Consider the following 16,019-nt stretch of genomic DNA (forward strand, 5'->3'; position numbering starts at 1 on the left):
GGTCGCGGTGACCCGGCTCAGACGGTGGCCGGCTGCTTCCGCTTGGCCGCCAGGCGATCCGCCCGCGGCCAGCGAACGTCGGTGGCCCAGCCGAAGCGTTCGAACAGCCAGATCGTCCGCGCGGCCACGTCGACCTGACCCCGCAGCACGCCGTGGCGCGCGCAGGTCGGGTCGGCGTGGTGCGAGTTGTGCCACGACTCGCCCATGGACAGGATCGCGAGCGGCCAGAAGTTCGCGGCCTTGTCGCGGCTGGCGAACGGGCGGTCGCCGACGAGGTGGCAGATCGAGTTCACCGACCACGTCACGTGGTGCAGCAGCGCGATGCGCACCAGGCCCGCCCAGAAGAACGCCGTGGCGGCGCCCCACCAGGACATCGTGATGAGCCCGCCGAGCGCGGCCGGCAGCCCGACGCTGAGCACGATCCACAGCGCGAAGAACCGGTTCACCACGCGCAGGTCGCGGTCACCCACGAGGTCCGGGGCGAAGCGGTCGGCGTTGGTCACCTCGCGCTTGAACATCCAGCCCATGTGCGCGTGCCAGAACCCGCGCGCCAGCGCCGCCGGCGTCGTGCCGAACAGCCACGGCGAGTGCGGGTCGCCCTCCCGGTCGGCGAACGCGTGGTGGCGCCGGTGGCTGGCCACCCAGAAGATCACGGAGCCCTGCACGGCCATGCTGCCGGACACGGCCAGCGCGATCCGCAGCGCGCGCGGCGCCTTGAACGCGCCGTGCGTGAAGTAGCGGTGGTAGCCGACGGTGACGCCGAGCGTCGCGAAGGTGTAGAAGACCACGAACAGTGCCGCGTCGACCCAGCTCAGCCCCCACCCCCACAACAGGGGGACCGCCGCGACCAGCGCCACGAAGGGCACCAGCAGGAAAGTCTTGAGCACGATCATCTCCGCCGGTCCCCGGCGTCCGGAGATCAGTGGCTTCACGGTGCTGGACGGGACGGACGTCATGAGCGTCACCTCGCGGCGCTTCGGATGGCGATTCCGACCCGAACGGTAACCGCCCGTTCTGTCCGCTACGCCGACTCCGAACCGACGCGGAGTTACGAAGGCGTGGCCGTCCGGGGCGGCAGGCGATCAAGGAGCCGCGCCGCCGTCGGGGTTGGTGGGCCGGGATGGGTTCGCGGTTGGCCGGGGTGCCGGTGCACGGGCGTGGCGGCGAGCGCTGGGTTGAAGCGAGCGCGCGTTCGGCTGCCGGTTGAGCGGCTCCGGCCGACGGTGTTCCAGCCGGCCGGGGGAAGTCATCGGCCCAGCGGGGCTCCGCGGCCACGGCGCACCTTCGCCGACGCCGCTGTGTTCGTTCCGAGCGTGGCGACGAGCGTTTGACAGAGATGACCCGGCCCAGCAGGAGAAGGCGTGGCCTTCCGGGGCAGCACGCGATCAAGGAGCCGCGCCGCCCACAAAAGTCAGCTCGCCGACGTCAGTTCCTGTTCCACCGGCGGCGCCGGGGTCCGCGACACGACCGGGCCGCGGTCGCGGGTGCCGGTCCACAGGTTGGCGGTGACGACGATGACCAGGGCCGAGCCGAGGACGTGGAAGGAGACCATGGCCTCGGGCACGCCGAGCGCGTACTGCACGGTGCCGAGCACACCCTGCGCGAGCGCGACGCCCCACACCCACGCGTAGCGCTGCCACACGCCCTTCGCCGCGCCGACGCGCATGAGCTGCAGGCCGAACACCGCGAGGACCACGAGGTACACGATCAGGAGTCCACTGTGGGCCTGGGCGAGCTTCTCGATGGGCGCGTCGAGGCGGTGGGTGTGGATGTCACCGCTGTGGGGGCCCGCGCCGGTGACGGTGGTGCCGGCGATGAGGACGGCCCACATGAGCACCGTGAGCACCACCAGTACCTTGCGGCCCAGTGCGGGGACGAGCGGGCGGGCGGGTTCGTCGCCTTCGCGGAACGCCTTGAGCAGCAGCACGGCGAGCCAGATCAACGGCGTGGACGCGAGGAAGTGGATCGCGACCGTCCACCATTCCAGCTTCGCCAGCACGGTGATGCCGCCGAGCACGGCCTGCAGCACGACGCCGCCCGGCATCGTCCAGGCCAGCACCAGCAGGCGCTTGCGGCTCGGGTGGTCGATCAGGATGCGCCACGCCGTGAGGACCGCGAGCGCGGCGACCACGATGACCGCGCCGGTGAGCATGCGGTTCGAGAACTCGATCCACTGCCGGGCCACGTCGATCCCGGGGTCGTGCACCGGTACGAGGCTGCCGGGCACGCACTGCGGCCACGTCGGGCAGCCGAGGCCCGAACCGGTGACCCGCACGACGGACCCCGTGACGCCGATGCCGCCCATCGCCACCACGGACGCTATTCCGACGGCCTGCTGCACGCCGGCGGTCGGATAGGGCAGGCGGGCGATCAAACTGCGAAGGGGCACGAGCGGAATCGTACTCGCGCGCGTTCGGGCCACTTCTCACGGCACGAGCACGCGCATTTGTCCGCGCACTCGCGAATTCGGTTGTCCGCGCGGGAAGTCCATTTCCGCTATGGCGGAACTCACGCCGAGCGCGAAAGAACTCAGGTGAGTTTCGTCGTCCGCGTCGCGACCAGACCGGCGACGACCGCCCACACCGCGAGCACCGCCATCGGCCCGGCCGCGAAGTGACCGTCCACCAACGCCGAGCGCAGCCCTTCGGCCAACGCCCCCGACGGCAGCAGGGAAACCACCACACCGAGCCCGCTCGGCAGCGCTGACGGAGCCAGCAGGATGCCGCCGGCCAGCAGCAGCACGAACCACACGATGTTGGCCAGCGCCAGCACCGCCTCGGCCCGCAGCGCGCCACCGAGCAGCACACCCAGCGCGCCGAACGCGGCGGTGCCCAGCACCAGCAGCACGATCGCCGACGCGATCCCGGCGCCGGAGGGCGACCAGCCCAGGAACGCCGCCACCACACCGATCACCACCGACTGCAGCACCACCACCACGAGCGCGGCCACCACCCGGCCGGCCACGAGCAGCCAGCGGGGCAGCGCGGTGGCCGAGAGCCGCTTGAGCACGCCGTAGCGGCGGTCGAAGCCGAGCGCGATGGCCTGGCCCGTGAACGCCGACGACATCACGGCCAGCGCGAGGATCCGCGGCGTGATCCAGTCCACTTTGGACGCCGAGCCCAGCTGGCTCGCGGGCAGCACGTCGAGCAGGCTCAGGCCGATGAGCAGCGCGAGCGGGATGATCAGCGTGAGCAGCAGCTGCTCGCCGTGGCGCAGCGTCAACGCGGCCTCGACCCGCGCGTGCGTGCGCAGCATCCGGCCCAGCGGCCCGCGGCCCGGCGCGGGGGTGAAAGTGCCTTCCGGGAACGTCGTACTCACGCCCGCAGCTCCCGTCCGGTCAGCTCGAGGAAAACCTCTTCCAGCGTGCGGCGGCCCACCTGCAGCTGTTCGGGCAGCACACCCTGTTGCGCACACCACGAAGTGACGGTGGACACCACCTGCGGATCGACCGCGCCTTCGACCAGGTAGGAACCCGGCGAGGACTCGCTCACGCGGTAGCCCTCGGGCAGCGCCGCGGTGAGCAGCGTGAGGTCGAGCCGGGTGCGCGCGCGGAACCGCAGCTGCGCGGCGTCGCCCTCTTCCAGCGTGAGCGCGTGGGGCGAGCCCTGCACCACGACCTTGCCGTGGTCCACGATCACCACCTGGTCGGCCAGCGCCTCGGCCTCTTCCATCAGGTGCGTGGTGAGCAGCACGCTCACGCCGTCGGCGCGCAGCGCGGCCAGCAGCTCCCACACCAGGCGCCGCGCCTGCGGGTCCATGCCCGCGGTCGGCTCGTCGAGGAACACCAGCTCGGGGCGCCCCACGAGCGCGCACGCGAGCGAAAGCCGTTGCTGCTGCCCACCGGAAAGCCGTTTGAACGGTGTGCGTTTCGCACCGGCGAGCCCGAGCACGTCGAGCAGCCACGCGGGGTCGAGCGGGTTCGCCGCGCAGGAGGCGACCAGGCCGAGCATCTCGCCGGCGTGCACGCCGGGGTAGGCGCCGCCGCCCTGCGGCATGATGCCGACGCGCGGGCGCAGCCGGGCGCTGTCCTTCACGGGATCGAGGCCGAGAACCCGGACTTTTCCGGCGTCCGGCTTGCGAAATCCTTCGCAGATCTCGACGGTGGTCGTCTTGCCCGCGCCGTTGGGCCCGAGCAGGGCCAGCAGGCAGCCACGCTCCATCCGCAGGTCGAGCCCGTCGACCGCGGTGGTGGAGCCGTAGCTTTTCACCAGGCCGGTGATCTCGACGGCGGGGTTGTCCACAACGAATTACGATACGACGTCCGCGACGGGGGGCCGTTCCGGGGACGTCCTCGACAGCAGCATCGGCGAAACGCGGTACACCCACGCGAGCCCGCCGAGCGTCACGAGCACCGCCGCGCCGTAGGCCCACGGCAGGATGTAGGCGTGGCCGTCGAACGTGCTTCCCGTGGGCGGCAGCAGGAACGGCAGCCCGGCGCTCACCACGGTGGCCACCACCCGGAAGCGGGACGTGCCGGCCGCGGCCGCGAGCGGGATCACCGCCCAGAGCACGTACCACGGCTGCAGGTTGATCTGCAGGATCATCGCGGCGCCGAGCGCGACCCCGAGCCCGATGATGGGCCGGTAGCGCCACTTGAAGCTGGCCCACAGGAACTTCACGGTGACGAACGCGGTCACGAGGTACCCGAGCGCACCGGTGATGGGCACCAGCGCGTCCGTGTGGTTGCCGAGCCCGAGCGCGATGCCGAGCACCCCGGTGAGGTTCGCGAGTTCGGCCGTGGGGGAGATCCAGGAGCGCACGAGACCCGGGGTGCCGAGCGCGCCGATCCAGCCGAAGCCCAGGCCCGTGCCGTAGGAGACGCCGACGAGCACCGCGCCGAACAGCAGCGCCATCGGCAGCCCGGCCCGCACGAGGTCCTTGATACTGCCGTGCCAGCGCCGCGCGACCATCACCGCGAAGAACGGCAGCGCGAGCAGCGCGGGCACCTTGACCGCCGCGCCCAGGGTGATGATCACGACGCCGAGTGCGATGCAGAGCAGTTCGCCCTTGGCCAGCGGCGGTGGGGTGTCGCCCTTGATGCGCACCGGCAGGCGCCGGATGCCGACCTCCAGCCCGGCCACCATGAGGCCGATGGCGAGCGAGTCGTTGTGGGCGCCGGCGATGAAGTGGAAGATCAGCAGCGGGTTGGCCGCGCCCAGCCACAGCGCGGTCGCGGGCTGCACGCCGAAGCGGCGCGCGAGCCGCGGCACGGCCCACACGATGAGCACCACGCCGACGAGCGCGAGCGCGCGCTGCAGCAGCACGCCCAGCACGATGTCGTTGCCGCCGACCGGCGCGAGCCAGCCCCCGATGCGCAGCAGCAGCGGCCCGTACGGCGCCGGCGTCTCGCGCCAGATGTTGGCCACGCCCGCGGTGAGCGGGTCGGCCACGCCGAGCGCCTGCGCCGGACCCAGCGCGTACGGGTCCATCCCGCGGTGCACGATCTCGCTCTGCGCGAGGTAGCTGTACACGTCGCGGGAGAACAGCGGCGGGATGAGCAGCAGCGGCGCCACCCACATCGCGATCGTGCGCGCGAGCTGTCCCTGGCTGGCCAGGCGCGCGCTCGCGGGCCGCGCGAAGCGGCCGAGCATGAGCCAGCTCAGCACGAGGATGCCCATGCCGGAGAACGCCATGGCGAGCGAGACGGTGGGGATGCGGGTGAACAGGCGCAGCACCGGCAGGTCCTGCACCGGGTTGATCACGGGCGCCGCGCCCGCGCCGAGCGAGCCGAGCGCGAGGAAGAGCGAGCCGACCGTGCCGAAGCGGCGGACCACGCCGAGACCGCGGTGTTCCGCCTGGTCGAGTGGCTGCGGCTCGCGCGGGAGCACGGGCGAAGGCGGCGCCACGGCCGTCGCCGTGTCGCCGGGTAGGCCCACTTCCGGGTCCCGCTGCACGGGGTGCTCGCCGACTGCCACGTCAGGAAGGGTATCGACTCCGGTCTTCCGTGACTCGGGTCACTGCCGCACACCCCGCCTTTGCCCCTGCGGACGAAATAAGACACACTTGTGTTGTGAAAAAGAACGGGACGCCTGAGGGAGAGGTCTGCGAGGAGCACGGCGATCAGCCGCGCGCCGCGGATCTCGGCGTTCCTGTGCAGGTCAGCCAGGTCAACACGCTCGAAGGGCGCACTCGTCACGAGGTCGCGCGCCTGCTGCTCGAACAGGGCCCGATGACCGCCGTCGTGGTCGCCGAACAGCTCGGCATCAGCCCCACGGCCGTGCGCCGGCACCTCGACGCGCTGGTGGCCGACGGCGAGGCCGAGACCCGCGACGCGCCCCGGCGCGGACCGCGCGGGCGCGGCCGCCCGGCCAAGTTCTTCCTGCTCACCGAGTCGGGCCGCGCCCGGTTCGGCCACGCCTACGACGACCTCGCGGTGTCGGCCATCCGCTTCCTCGCCGAACACGCGGGGGAGGACGCCGTGCGCGCCTTCGCCGAGAGCCGCGTCGACGCGCTGGTGGGCCCGCACCGCTCGGCCATCACCGGTTCGAGTGATCCCGCGGAGCGCGCCGAGGCCCTGGCCACGGCGCTCACCCGGGAGGGCTACGCTGCGTCGACCCGTCAGGTCGGCGCAGGTCAGCAGCAGGTCGGCACCGCCGCGAGCCAGCCGGCCGGCGCGGTCGCCGGGGCCCAGCTCTGCCAGCACCACTGTCCGGTCGCGCACGTCGCCGCGGAGTTCCCGCAGCTGTGCGAGGCCGAGACCGAGGCGTTCGCCCGGCTGCTCGGCACGCACGTGCAGCGGCTGGCGACGATCGCACGCGGTGACAACGCGTGCACCACACACGTACCCGTCGCAACGTCGGGTATCCCGGCCCTTCCCGAGCCGGACAGCACCAGGCCCTCCGGGACGACCGAGGCGGTTGCGGCGACGCAGCCGGCGCGGACGGCCCAGGGGCGCACCGCACGGATCCCGACTGGAGGGAAACCCGCATGACTGCCGCTGCCGAGCAGCGCACTCCCACCACCGCGCCACTGAGCCAGGAAGAGACCATCGAGTCCCTGGGCAAGTACGCGTTCGGCTGGGCCGACTCCGACGAGGCGGGCGCCAGCGCCCGTCGCGGACTCAACGAGGATGTCGTCACCGACATCTCCGGGAAGAAGTCCGAGCCGGAGTGGATGCGCGAAGCCCGCTTGAAGGCCCTCAAGCTCTTCGAGCTGAAGCCGATGCCCAACTGGGGCGCCGACCTCTCCGGGATCGACTTCGACAACATCAAGTACTTCGTGCGCTCCAGCGAGAAGCAAGCTGCCAGCTGGGAAGAGCTGCCCGAGGACATCAAGAACACCTACGACAAGCTGGGCATCCCCGAGGCGGAGAAGCAGCGTCTCGTCGCCGGTGTCGCCGCCCAGTACGAGTCCGAGGTCGTCTACCACTCCATCCGCGAGGACCTCGAGGCCCAGGGTGTGCTGTTCCTGGACACCGACACCGCGCTCAAGGAGCACCCGGAGATCTTCCAGGAGCACTTCGGCTCCGTGATCCCGGCCGGTGACAACAAGTTCTCCGCGCTGAACACGGCGGTGTGGTCCGGCGGCTCGTTCATCTACGTGCCCAAGGGCGTGAAGGTGGACATCCCGCTGCAGGCCTACTTCCGCATCAACACCGAGAACATGGGCCAGTTCGAGCGGACCCTGATCATCGTCGACGAAGACGCCTACGTGCACTACGTCGAGGGCTGCACCGCCCCGATCTACCAGTCCGACTCGCTGCACTCGGCGGTCGTGGAGATCATCGTGAAGAAGGGCGGTCGCTGCCGCTACACGACGATCCAGAACTGGTCGAACAACGTCTACAACCTGGTCACCAAGCGCGCCAAGTGCGAAGAGGGCGCGACCATGGAGTGGATCGACGGCAACATCGGCTCCAAGGTCACGATGAAGTACCCGTCGGTGTTCCTCATGGGCGAGCACGCCAAGGGCGAGGTCCTCTCGGTCGCGTTCGCGGGCGAGGGCCAGCACCAGGACGCGGGCGCCAAGATGGAGCACCTCGCGCCGCACACCTCCTCGACCATCGTGTCGAAGTCGGTGGCGCGCGGCGGTGGCCGCACGTCCTACCGCGGTCTCGTGCGGGTCGCCAAGCGGGCGCACCACTCGCGCTCGTCGGTGGTCTGCGACGCGCTGCTGGTCGACACGATCTCGCGCTCGGACACCTACCCGTACGTGGACATCCGCAACGACGAGGTGTCCATGGGCCACGAGGCCACGGTGTCCAAGGTCAGCGAAGAGCAGCTGTTCTACCTGATGTCGCGCGGTCTCGACGAGGCCGAGGCGATGGCGATGATCGTGCGCGGGTTCGTGGAGCCCATCGCGCGTGAGCTGCCGATGGAGTACGCGCTCGAGCTGAACCGCCTGATCGAGCTCCAGATGGAAGGGTCCGTCGGCTAGTCATGTCGGTTACCGAGAACAACGTTTCCGAAGCGATGCGCGAGGGAGCGGTCGTCCCGGCCGCCTCCCGCGCGGAGCGCTTCACCTCCTACGACGTCGAGGCCTTCGAGGTTCCCGGCGGACGTGAGGAGAACTGGCGGTTCACGCCCATGAAGCGGCTGCGCGGCCTGCACGACGGCAGCGCGGTCGCCTCCGGCGAGACCACGCTGGACGCCGACGCCGCGCCCGAGCTGAAGATCGAGACCGTGGGCCGCGACGACGCCCGCCTCGGCGAGGCCGGCGTGCCGAGCGACCGGATCGCGGCCCAGGCCTACTCGTCGTTCACCCAGGCCACCGTGGTCACGGTGCCGAAGGAGACCGCCGCGTCGAAGCCGTCGGTGCTGCGCATCCACGGCCCCGGCGAGGGCCAGGTCGCCTACGGGCACCTGCAGGTCCGCGTCGAGGCGTTCGCGCAGGCCGTGATCGTGCTCGACCACGTCGGTTCGGGCACCTACGCCGACAACGTGGAGTTCGTCGTCGGCGATTCGGCGAAGCTCACCGTGGTCAGCGTGCAGGACTGGGCCGACGACGCGGTGCACGTGTCCGAGCAGCACCTCAAGCTCGGCCGCGACGCGGCGCTCAAGCACATCGTGATCACCCTGGGCGGTGACCTGGTCCGCATCTCGCCGACCGCGGCCTTCGCCGAGCGCGGTGGCGACGTGGAGATGCTGGGCGTGTACTTCTCCGACGCCGGGCAGCACCAGGAACACCGGCTGTTCGTGGACCACGCGGTGCCCAACTGCAAGTCGCGCGTGATGTACAAGGGCGCGCTGCAGGGTGACGGTGCGCACAGCGTGTGGATCGGGGACGTGCTGATCCGGGCGGCCGCCGAGGCCACCGACACCTACGAGCTCAACCGGAACCTGGTGCTCACGCCGGGTGCGCGGGCGGACTCGGTGCCGAACCTGGAGATCGAGACCGGCGAGATCGAAGGCGCCGGCCACGCGAGCGCGACGGGAAGGTTCGACGACGAGCAGTTGTTCTACCTGCTGTCGCGCGGGATCCCGGAAGACTCCGCGCGGCGGTTGGTCGTGCGCGGGTTCTTCCACGAGATCCTGGTCAAGATCGACGTTCCCGAGGTGCGCGAGCGCCTCGAGGCCGCGATCGAGGCCGAGCTCGAAGCAGTGGGCGCCTGAGCCCCCTCGTCCGTCCACATCAGACTTTTAGGAACTGAGAATGGCTACCCTCGAAATCAAGGACCTGCACGCCTCGGTCAACACCGAGGAGGGTGCGAAGGAGATCCTGAAGGGCGTGAACCTGACCATCCGGTCGGGCGAGACCCACGCGATCATGGGGCCCAACGGCTCGGGCAAGTCCACCCTGTCCTACGCCATCGCCGGCCACCCGAAGTACCAGGTGACCTCCGGTGAGGTGCTGCTGGACGGCGAGAACGTGCTCGAGATGAGCGTGGACGAGCGCGCCCGCGCCGGCCTCTTCCTGGCCATGCAGTACCCCGTCGAGGTGCCCGGCGTCTCGATGTCCAACTTCCTCCGCACCGCGGCCACCGCGGTCCGTGGCGAGGCTCCCAAGCTGCGCCACTGGATCAAGGAGGTCAAGGAGGAGATGGGCAAGCTCGAGATCTCGCAGGAGTTCGCCGAGCGCTCGGTCAACGAGGGCTTCTCCGGCGGTGAGAAGAAGCGTCACGAGATCCTGCAGCTGGCGCTGCTCAAGCCGAAGATCGCCATCCTCGACGAGACCGACTCGGGCCTCGACGTCGACGCGCTGCGCGTGGTTTCCGACGGGGTCAACGAGTACAAGAACAACAGCGAGGTCGGCGTCATGCTGATCACGCACTACACCCGCATCCTCCGGCACATCACCCCGGACTTCGTGCACGTGTTCGCCGACGGGCGCGTGGTCGAGTCCGGCGGCAAGGAGCTCGCCGACGAGCTGGAGGAGAACGGCTACGTGAAGTACGTGGGCAAGGCCGAGCCCGCCGCCCTCTGAGTTTTCGCAGGAAGTTCCCGACTACACCGAGAGGAGTTGGCTCGATGACCACCACGGCCTCGAACAGCCCGACCAACTCTGTTCCCCTTGACGTGGCGGCACTGCGTGCCGACTTCCCCATCCTGTCCCGCACCGTGCGCGACGGGAAACCCTTGGTGTACTTGGACTCCGGCGCGACCTCGCAACGCCCCGTGCAGGTCCTCGACGCCGAGCGCGCGTTCCTCGAGACCTCCAACGCGGCCGTGCACCGCGGTGCGCACCAGCTCGCCGAGGAGGCCACCGACGCCTACGAGTCCGCCCGCGCGCGGATCGCGGAGTTCGTCGGTGCCTCCCCGGAAGAGCTCGTGTTCACCAAGAACGCCACCGAGGGCATCAACCTCGTGGCGTACGCGATGAGCAACGCCACCACGGCGGGCCCGGAAGCCGAGCGCTTCAGGGTCGGTCCCGGCGACGAGATCGTGATCACCGAGATGGAGCACCACGCGAACCTCGTGCCCTGGCAGCAGCTGTGCCAGCGCACCGGGGCCACGCTGAAGTGGTTCAAGGTCACGCCCGAAGGCCGGCTCGACCTCTCCGAGCTCGACGAGCTGATCACGCCGCGCACGAAGCTGGTCGCCTTCGCGCACCAGTCCAACGTGCTCGGCACGATCAACCCGGTCGACGTGCTCGTGGCCAAGGCCAAGTCGGTCGGCGCGCTCACGGTGCTCGACGCGTGCCAGTCGGTGCCCCACGGTGTCTACGGCCAGGGGGCCGTGGACCTGGGTGCGCTCGACGTGGACTTCGCGGCGTTCTCGGGGCACAAGATGCTGGCGCCGTCCGGCATCGGTGTGCTCTACGGGCGCAGCGAGCTGCTCGAAGCGATGCCGCCGTTCCTCACCGGTGGCTCGATGATCGAGCTGGTGCGCATGGAGGGCTCCACGTTCGCGCCGCCGCCGCAGCGGTTCGAGGCCGGCGTGCCGATGACGTCGCAGGCCATCGGCCTCGGCGCGGCCGTCGACTACCTCTCGGCGATCGGCATGGACCGCATCGCGGCCCACGAGCACCTGCTCACCGAGCACGCGCTGGCCGGGATCAGTGCCATCGACGGCGTCCGCATCGTCGGGCCGACCGACTCGGTCGACCGCGGCGGCGCCGTGGCGTTCGTGATCGACGGCGTGCACCCGCACGACGCCGGTCAGGTGCTCGACAGCCTGGGCATCGCCGTGCGCGTGGGCCACCACTGCGCGTGGCCGCTGCACCGCGCCTGCTCGGTGCCCGCCACCGTGCGCGCCACGTTCTACCTCTACAACACCCTGTCCGAAGTGGACGCCCTCGTGGACGGGATCCGCGAGGCGCAGAAGTTCTTCGGAGTGGCGTGATGAACCTCGAGAGCATGTACCAGGAGATCATCCTGGACCACTACAAGAACCCGCACGGGCGCGGCTTGGCCGACCCGTTCGACGCGGAGTCGTTCCAGGTCAACCCGACCTGCGGCGACGAGGTCACGCTGCGGGTGAAGGTGTCCGACGGCAAGGTCGAGCAGGTGTCGTACGAAGGTCAGGGCTGCTCGATCAGCCAGGCTTCCGTTTCGGTGCTGACCGACCTCGTGACCGGCCACACCGTGGAGGAGGCGTTCACCACCATGGACGCCTTCGTGGAGCTGATGCAGGGCCGGGGCAAGATCGAGCCCGACGAAGACGTGCTGGAGGACGGCATCGCGTTCGCCGGCGTCGCGAAGTACCCGGCGCGCGTGAAGTGCGCCCTCCTCGGTTGGATGGCGTTCAAGGACGCCGTGGCCCGCACCACCACTGGAGCTGAGAAGGCATGAGCGAAGAAACTGTGGCCCCGGAAGAGACTGTTGCCCCGGATACGACGGCGGCCCCGGATACGACAGCGGTCTCGACGGACTCCGCCCGCGAGGGGCGCACCGCCGCCGACCTGCCCGAGCAGGCCGCGTCGGTGCCCGCCGACATCGCCAAGATCGAGGACATCGAAGAGGCGATGCGCGACGTCGTGGACCCCGAGCTCGGGATCAACGTCGTCGACCTCGGCCTGGTCTACGACATCCGCGTGGAGAACGACAACTCCGCCACCCTGGACATGACGCTCACGTCGGCGGCCTGCCCGCTCACCGACGTGATCGAGGACCAGACCTCGGCGGCGCTGACCTCCGGCGGCCTCGTGAGCGACTTCCGGATCAACTGGGTCTGGATGCCGCCGTGGGGCCCGGAAAAGATCACCGACGACGGCCGCGAACAACTGCGGGCGCTCGGCTTCACCGTCTGAGCTTTTTCCCGGGGAACAGGCCACTTCGCTCGCAGCGAGGTGGCCTGTTCTGCGTTGTGGGTGGACTTGCTGGTTGTATAACGGCCTATACGGTGGCTGTGCGGCCATCACGCGCGGTGCCATCGGCCGGCCGGCGCGGGCTGCCCACACGGCCACGACCAGGCCTTCGCCTTGCTGTACCGCGGAAGCGAGGTGGCCCGTACTACGTTTGCGGATGCCCCACTGGTTGTATAACGGCCTATACGCGACCGGTCGATTCGGTGTACCAGGGTGCTTCGCGGCCAGGGGAAAAGCGGCTCCAGAGGGCGGCGGCCTCGGTGAGCGGCGTGCGGGGGTCCACCCGCAGGGCGGCGAGGCGGGGCAAGGGCGCGCCCGAGGTGAGCAGGTGCGTTAGCTGCGCGGGGGAGACGGCGAGCACCCGCAGGTGGGGCAGCTCGGCGATCCGGTCGATCTCCGGCACGTCGACTCCGGCGACGTCGAGCGCGATGAGGTTCGGCAGCGCGGCGAGCCGGTGCAGCGCGACGGACCGGGCGAGGCCCTTGAGCTCCAGCCGCCAGAGCGGGTGCCCGGCGAACGCGTCGAGGTCCGCCTCCGCCGCTTCCAGTCGCAGTGCTTCGAGCGCGGGCAGCGTGGCGAGGCCGCCGGTCACGGTGCCGGCGCGGTTGACGCGCAGCTCGCGCACGGCGGGAAAGCCTTGCAGCACAGCGAGATCCAGCACGGCGAGGTCGTTGAGGTAGACCTGCTGCACGAGCCCGGGATCGGTGACCTCGTGGAGGGCGCGGTTGAAGATCTCGCTGTGGGTGCGGACTTTGTCCTCGCGCAGGGTGACCTCGGGTTCGAGGTACTCCTCGTCTTCGTAGGTGTAGCGGCCTTCGCGCAGCGCTTCCACGACTTCCCGCAGCATCGCGGTGATCGACGGCGCGACGTACCGGAGCGGTCCGTGGATGTCGCGGCCGAACTCCAGGACCTGCCCCGCGGTGCCGGTCGGGCCCGGATCGAGGTCGGCACACAGGTAGTTCATCGCGCGGTCGCTGCCGAACGGGATCCACCAGTCGTTGCGGGACAGGCGTTTCACGTGTCCGAACGGCGGTGGGTCGAAAACCACGCCGGTGTCGGACACGGCATCTTCCCAGCCATACGCACCCGGCGTGCCTTCGAGGTGGTCGGCCACCACGCGGTCGAGGGGGTTGCACGAGTACGGGCCCAGCAAGGCCGTCTCTTCGGGATCGCCGTCGGCGAGGCGGTAGAGGGCGCGCAGGTCTTCGGGCAGCCGCGCGCCGATCCGCGCTTCGGCGGCGGCGAGGTCGGCTTCGGTCCGGCCGGCCGGCCACTGCGGCGCGTGGCCGGTGATCCGCGTGTAGTGCGTGGTGAACTCGGTGCCCAGCGCGGTGATTTCCGCGAGCACGGCCGGATCCGTCGGCGCTCCGGTCGGCGCGGCCGCGGCGGGCCGGGGCAGACCGGGCAGCGGGTGGCCGGGGTAGCGGAAGTCCTCGTCGAACACGAGCCAGCCGTCGCCGGTGGGGGAGAGGGCGCCGCCGGCCGCGAACGTGTAGGTGCCGTCGTGGCGCAATCGCAGCTCGTACGTGCCGGGCGTGGCGTCGAAGAGGCCGCGCAGCGCGCTGCCGCTCACCCGCATGTGGTCGCGGGAGGCGGACCAGGCGTCGAGCGCCAGGGAGCCACCGGTGGCGCGCACCTTCAGCACCGCGTCCTCGGTGCCGGCGGCCTCCTGCAACGCGGTCGCCAGTTCCCGCGCGATCTTGACGAAGTCCATGGCGGTGAAGCTAGCGCGAAGGTCCGACGAAAACCGGCGGCGGGTGCTAAGACTGGGGCATGACCGAACCGGACAACCAGACCAGACCCCGGCGTGGCCTCGCGATCGCGGCCACGGCGATCGCGGCGGTGAGCTTCGTGCTGGCGGCCTCGACGTGGGTGGCGTGGCTGCTCGTGCGGCCGCGGGTCCTGGGCGGGCCGGTGTACCCGATCGTCGCGCAGGTGTTCCTGCTCGTGCTGGGCGCGTTGTTCTTCCTGGCGCTGCTGGCCGGCGTGCTGGCGATCGTGCTCGGGGTCACCGGCGGGGCCCGGGAGCACGATGGCGACCTGGCCCGGGTGGGTGCGTTGCTCGGTGCGCTGACGTGTGCGGTCGCGCTGGCCGGCGCGGTCACGTTCGCCGTGGGTTCCACGTGGACACCGATGACCGCGCAGTTCGACACCGGCTCCTACGTGAGCCCCTTCGGCCGGTGACGGTCCTCAAGTCGATCGCGCTGTTCGTCGCCGCCGCCGTGCTGGAGATCGGCGGCGCGTGGCTGATCTGGCAGGGCGTGCGCGAGCACCGCGGCTGGGCGTGGATCGGCGGCGGCATCGTGGCGCTCGGGCTCTACGGATTCGTCGCCACCCTGCAGCCCGACGCGCACTTCGGGCGCATCCTGGCCGCCTACGGCGGGATTTTCGTGGCCGGCTCACTGGCCTGGGGCATGGTGGCCGACGGCTACCGGCCCGACCGGTTCGACGTGATCGGCGCGCTGTTGTGCCTCGCCGGCGTCGCGGTGATCATGTACGCGCCGCGAACCGGGTAACGCGCGCAGAACGCCCGCGATAGATCACGGTGACCGACTTCCCGCCGGCGCCGGCGGCGCCGCCCCGCACGCGCCGGTTCTCGCCGCTGCTGGCGATGTTCCTCGTTGTCCTGGTGGCCGGGGTCGTGCTCGCCGCGACGGGGATCGTGAAGATGTTCGGCTACCACGTGGTGGCCGTGCCCGGCGGCGCGATGGCGGCCACCGTCCCGCCGGGCAGCAAAGTGGTCTACAACTCGGGAGCGGGCCAGGAGATCCACCGTGGTGATCTCGTGGTGTTCGATGCCGACGGGTTGCCCGGCGCGCCTGGCGGCCTGCGCCTCTCGCGAGTCATCGCCGTCGGCGGCGACCGGGTGGAGTGCTGCGATCCCGGCCACCGGATCGAGGTCGACGGCAAGCCGATCACCGAGCCCTACCTCAACCCGAAGGTGTCACCCGCGGACGCGGCAGTGGCGTTCAGCGCGCAGGTGCCGCCGGGCACGATCTTCGTGGCGGGCGACACGCGGGACAACTCCAACGACTCCCGCATCTACACCAATGCTCCCGGCGCGGGCGCCATCCCACTGTCCAAGGTGGACGGCGTGGTCATCGCCACCGGAACCCTGTTCTCCACGGAGAACCTCCAACCCACCACCGCGTTCGTCGACGCCGGCCTGCCGGGCGCGTCCACCGAGGACACCGGCCTCGCCTCCGCGCGCTACCTCGCGGGCGGCGGGGTGCTGGTGTTCCTCCTCGGGTTCGTCGGCGCGATCGTGGCCGGGGTGCGGGCCGCGGGGAAACGGCGGAAAGCGGCCGTGGGCCGGCCCTGGCAGTGACCGAACA

At 70.6% G+C, this 16,019-nt stretch carries 16 protein-coding genes; 10 read left to right on the plus strand and 6 right to left on the minus strand.

The genetic code is table 11. The features are described from left to right. Positions 1-17: 17 nt before the first annotated feature. The 5 genes from VSH64_RS03490 to mptB form a co-directional block, all read right to left on the minus strand. Positions 18-956 carry an acyl-CoA desaturase gene (locus VSH64_RS03490; protein ID WP_326833988.1) on the minus strand — a complete coding sequence of 313 codons (939 nt, stop codon included), beginning with the start codon at positions 954-956 and terminating at the stop codon, positions 18-20. A 455-nt stretch (positions 957-1,411) separates the two neighbouring features. Beyond that, positions 1,412-2,389, minus strand: a complete 978-nt coding sequence (locus VSH64_RS03495; RefSeq protein WP_326833989.1) for a COX15/CtaA family protein — start codon at positions 2,387-2,389, stop codon at positions 1,412-1,414. A gap of 140 nt (positions 2,390-2,529) precedes the next feature. After that, a complete protein-coding gene (locus VSH64_RS03500) occupies positions 2,530-3,255 on the minus strand; it encodes an ABC transporter permease (protein WP_326837895.1) in 726 nt (241 codons plus the stop codon). 59 nt (positions 3,256-3,314) lie between these two features. Next, the gene (locus VSH64_RS03505) at positions 3,315-4,241 is read right to left on the minus strand and encodes an ABC transporter ATP-binding protein (protein ID WP_326833990.1); all 927 of its coding nucleotides are present in this window, start codon (positions 4,239-4,241) and stop codon (positions 3,315-3,317) included. A 6-nt stretch (positions 4,242-4,247) separates the two neighbouring features. Next, positions 4,248-5,876, minus strand: coding sequence for a polyprenol phosphomannose-dependent alpha 1,6 mannosyltransferase MptB (mptB, locus tag VSH64_RS03510; RefSeq protein ID WP_326837896.1), 1,629 nt, complete (start codon positions 5,874-5,876; stop codon positions 4,248-4,250). 134 nt (positions 5,877-6,010) lie between these two features. On the opposite strand from mptB, the gene VSH64_RS03515 reads away from it, so the two are divergent. From VSH64_RS03515 to VSH64_RS03545, 7 genes are read left to right on the plus strand one after another with little or no spacing between them, the layout of a single operon-like run. Continuing rightward, on the plus strand, positions 6,011-6,931 hold the full coding sequence (locus VSH64_RS03515) for a helix-turn-helix transcriptional regulator (RefSeq protein ID WP_407655630.1): 921 nt from the start codon (positions 6,011-6,013) through the stop codon (positions 6,929-6,931). After that, positions 6,928-8,376, plus strand: a complete 1,449-nt coding sequence (gene sufB, locus VSH64_RS03520; protein ID WP_326833991.1) for a Fe-S cluster assembly protein SufB — start codon at positions 6,928-6,930, stop codon at positions 8,374-8,376. Before VSH64_RS03515 ends, sufB begins: the two co-directional genes overlap by 4 nt. Positions 8,377-8,378: 2 nt before the next feature. Beyond that, complete coding sequence (gene sufD, locus VSH64_RS03525; protein WP_326833992.1) at positions 8,379-9,551, plus strand: Fe-S cluster assembly protein SufD; 1,173 nt, start codon at positions 8,379-8,381, stop codon at positions 9,549-9,551. A gap of 40 nt (positions 9,552-9,591) precedes the next feature. Then, positions 9,592-10,362 (plus strand): Fe-S cluster assembly ATPase SufC, encoded by a 771-nt coding sequence (gene sufC, locus VSH64_RS03530; protein WP_326833993.1) that lies wholly within the window; start codon positions 9,592-9,594, stop codon positions 10,360-10,362. 44 nt (positions 10,363-10,406) lie between these two features. Then, on the plus strand, positions 10,407-11,720 hold the full coding sequence (locus VSH64_RS03535; RefSeq protein WP_326833994.1) for a cysteine desulfurase: 1,314 nt from the start codon (positions 10,407-10,409) through the stop codon (positions 11,718-11,720). Further along, positions 11,720-12,169, plus strand: coding sequence for a Fe-S cluster assembly sulfur transfer protein SufU (gene sufU / locus VSH64_RS03540; RefSeq protein ID WP_326833995.1), 450 nt, complete (start codon positions 11,720-11,722; stop codon positions 12,167-12,169). The genes VSH64_RS03535 and sufU overlap by 1 nt, the downstream gene beginning before the upstream one ends. Then, positions 12,166-12,627, plus strand: a complete 462-nt coding sequence (locus VSH64_RS03545; RefSeq protein ID WP_326833996.1) for a metal-sulfur cluster assembly factor — start codon at positions 12,166-12,168, stop codon at positions 12,625-12,627. The genes sufU and VSH64_RS03545 overlap by 4 nt, the downstream gene beginning before the upstream one ends. 238 nt (positions 12,628-12,865) lie before the next feature. Here VSH64_RS03545 and VSH64_RS03550 read toward each other — a convergent pair whose 3' ends face one another. Further along, the gene (locus VSH64_RS03550; RefSeq protein ID WP_326833997.1) at positions 12,866-14,398 is read right to left on the minus strand and encodes an SMI1/KNR4 family protein; all 1,533 of its coding nucleotides are present in this window, start codon (positions 14,396-14,398) and stop codon (positions 12,866-12,868) included. A gap of 59 nt (positions 14,399-14,457) precedes the next feature. Between VSH64_RS03550 and VSH64_RS03555 the strand changes: the two genes are divergently transcribed. The 3 genes from VSH64_RS03555 to lepB are packed head-to-tail and all read left to right on the plus strand — an operon-like array spanning position 14,458 to position 16,012. Continuing rightward, positions 14,458-14,868, plus strand: a complete 411-nt coding sequence (locus VSH64_RS03555; RefSeq protein ID WP_326833998.1) for a hypothetical protein — start codon at positions 14,458-14,460, stop codon at positions 14,866-14,868. Beyond that, positions 14,865-15,200: a YnfA family protein gene (locus VSH64_RS03560; RefSeq protein ID WP_326833999.1), complete on the plus strand. Its 336-nt coding sequence runs from the start codon at positions 14,865-14,867 to the stop codon at positions 15,198-15,200. The genes VSH64_RS03555 and VSH64_RS03560 overlap by 4 nt, the downstream gene beginning before the upstream one ends. A gap of 29 nt (positions 15,201-15,229) precedes the next feature. Beyond that, positions 15,230-16,012: a signal peptidase I gene (lepB, locus tag VSH64_RS03565; RefSeq protein WP_326834000.1), complete on the plus strand. Its 783-nt coding sequence runs from the start codon at positions 15,230-15,232 to the stop codon at positions 16,010-16,012. Positions 16,013-16,019 lie beyond the last annotated feature (7 nt).

Source organism: Amycolatopsis rhabdoformis (assembly GCF_035918295.1).
In the GTDB taxonomy this organism is placed as follows: Bacteria; Actinomycetota; Actinomycetes; order Mycobacteriales; family Pseudonocardiaceae; genus Amycolatopsis; species Amycolatopsis rhabdoformis.

Excerpts from the sequence above, each read along its gene's own strand:
- VSH64_RS03545 (WP_326833996.1), top strand. The coding sequence starts at position 12,166 with ATGAGCGAAGAAACTGTGGCCCCGGAAGAGACTGTTGCCCCGGATACG.
- sufC (WP_326833993.1), top strand. The coding sequence starts at position 9,592 with ATGGCTACCCTCGAAATCAAGGACCTGCACGCCTCGGTCAACACCGAG.
- VSH64_RS03490 (WP_326833988.1), bottom strand. The coding sequence starts at position 956 with ATGACGTCCGTCCCGTCCAGCACCGTGAAGCCACTGATCTCCGGACGC.
- sufD (WP_326833992.1), top strand. The coding sequence starts at position 8,379 with ATGTCGGTTACCGAGAACAACGTTTCCGAAGCGATGCGCGAGGGAGCG.
- VSH64_RS03500 (WP_326837895.1), bottom strand. The coding sequence starts at position 3,255 with ATGCTGCGCACGCACGCGCGGGTCGAGGCCGCGTTGACGCTGCGCCAC.
- sufB (WP_326833991.1), top strand. The coding sequence starts at position 6,928 with ATGACTGCCGCTGCCGAGCAGCGCACTCCCACCACCGCGCCACTGAGC.
- VSH64_RS03535 (WP_326833994.1), top strand. The coding sequence starts at position 10,407 with ATGACCACCACGGCCTCGAACAGCCCGACCAACTCTGTTCCCCTTGAC.
- VSH64_RS03550 (WP_326833997.1), bottom strand. The coding sequence starts at position 14,398 with ATGGACTTCGTCAAGATCGCGCGGGAACTGGCGACCGCGTTGCAGGAG.
- sufU (WP_326833995.1), top strand. The coding sequence starts at position 11,720 with ATGAACCTCGAGAGCATGTACCAGGAGATCATCCTGGACCACTACAAG.
- VSH64_RS03555 (WP_326833998.1), top strand. The coding sequence starts at position 14,458 with ATGACCGAACCGGACAACCAGACCAGACCCCGGCGTGGCCTCGCGATC.